The sequence below is a fragment of the Arthrobacter sp. 001422645 genome, assembly GCF_059816125.1.
In genome coordinates, this window is sequence record NZ_JCBANT010000032.1 from 1 (window position 1) to 1,462 (window position 1,462).

1 protein-coding gene is annotated in these 1,462 nt (G+C 65.3%); it reads right to left on the reverse strand.

The window, feature by feature from the left end:
- Window positions 1–1,451, reverse strand: a 1,451-nt coding sequence (locus tag AC6EUH_RS18235) for a pyruvate dehydrogenase E1 component-related protein (protein ID WP_499739498.1), incomplete at its 3' end; no start/stop codon positions are given.
- Between the last annotated feature and the right edge of the window lie 11 nt (window positions 1,452–1,462).

Here is a 1,462-nt window from a genome sequence, read left to right on the forward strand (position 1 = left end):
CGGCGTTCGGGGACGAAGCCGCCGAGGGCGCGGCGGCGGTCCATGAGGTACTGGATCTCGGGGGAGTCCATGCCGGGGTGGTAGTACGGGGGCCGGTAGAGGTCCGCTTCGAGCTGGTCATCGGTGATCGGGATGCGCAGGTGGTCGCGGAAGGCTTTGAGGTCCGCGAGGGTGAGTTTCTTCATCTGGTGGGTCGCGTTGCGGCCCTCGAAGTGGGTGCCCAGGCCGTAGCCCTTCACGGTGTGGGCCAGGATGACGGTGGGTTTGCCCTTGAACTCGGTGGCGGCCTTGTACGCGGCGTAGACCTTGTTGTAGTCGTGGCCGCCGCGCTTGAGGTTCCAGATCTGGTCATCGGTGAGGTCCTGGACCATTTCCTTGGTCTGCGGGGTCTGTCCGAAGAAGTGCTCGCGGACGAACGCGCCGGACTCGGCCTTGTAGGTCTGGTAGTCCCCGTCGACGGTTTCGTTCATGATCTTCACGAGCGAACCGTCCCGGTCCTTGGCCAGCAGGTCATCCCATTCCCGGCCCCAGACGACCTTGATGACGTTCCAGCCCGCGCCGCGGAAGAACGCCTCGAGTTCCTGCATGATCTTGCCGTTGCCGCGCACGGGTCCGTCGAGGCGCTGGAGGTTGCAGTTGATCACGAAGTTGAGGTTGTCGAGCTTGTCGTTCGCGGCGAGCTGGAGCAGGCCGCGGGATTCGGGCTCGTCCATTTCCCCGTCGCCCAGGAACGCCCAGACCTGCTGGTCGGAGGTGTCCTTCAGGCCGCGGTTGTGCAGGTACCGGTTGGACTGGGCCTGGTAGATCGCGTTCATCGGGCCGATGCCCATCGAGACCGTGGGGAACTCCCAGAACTCCGGCATCAGCCGCGGGTGCGGGTAGGAGGACAGGGCATGGCCTTCCTTGGACTTCTCCTGCCGGAACCCGTCCAGGTCCTCCTCGGTCAGCCGGCCTTCCATAAACGCCCGGGCGTACATGCCGGGGGAGGCGTGGCCCTGGAAGAAGACCTGGTCCCCGCCGCCGGGGTGGTCCTTGCCGCGGAAGAAGTGGTTGAAGCCCACCTCGTACAAGGTCGCGGCCCCGGCATAGGTCGAGATGTGCCCGCCGACGCCGATATCGGCCCGCTGCGCCCGGTGCACCATGACAGCCGCGTTCCACCGCAGCCACGCCCGGTACTTCCGCTCGATCTCCTCGTCCCCGGGGAACTCGGCCTCCTGGTCCACCGGGATGGTGTTGACGTAGTCCGTGGTGGTAACCATCGGAACACCCACGGACTGCGCGCCGGCCCGCTGAAGCAGGCTGCGCATTATGTACTGGGCACGCTCGGTGCCCTGATCCTGAATCAACGCATCCAGGGACTCCAGCCACTCGGCGGTCTCTTCCGGATCACGATCAGGCAGCTGGTTAGTCAACCCGCTGAGGATATGGGAGGTCTCTTCTCCTGCAGCCACGTCCAACCTCT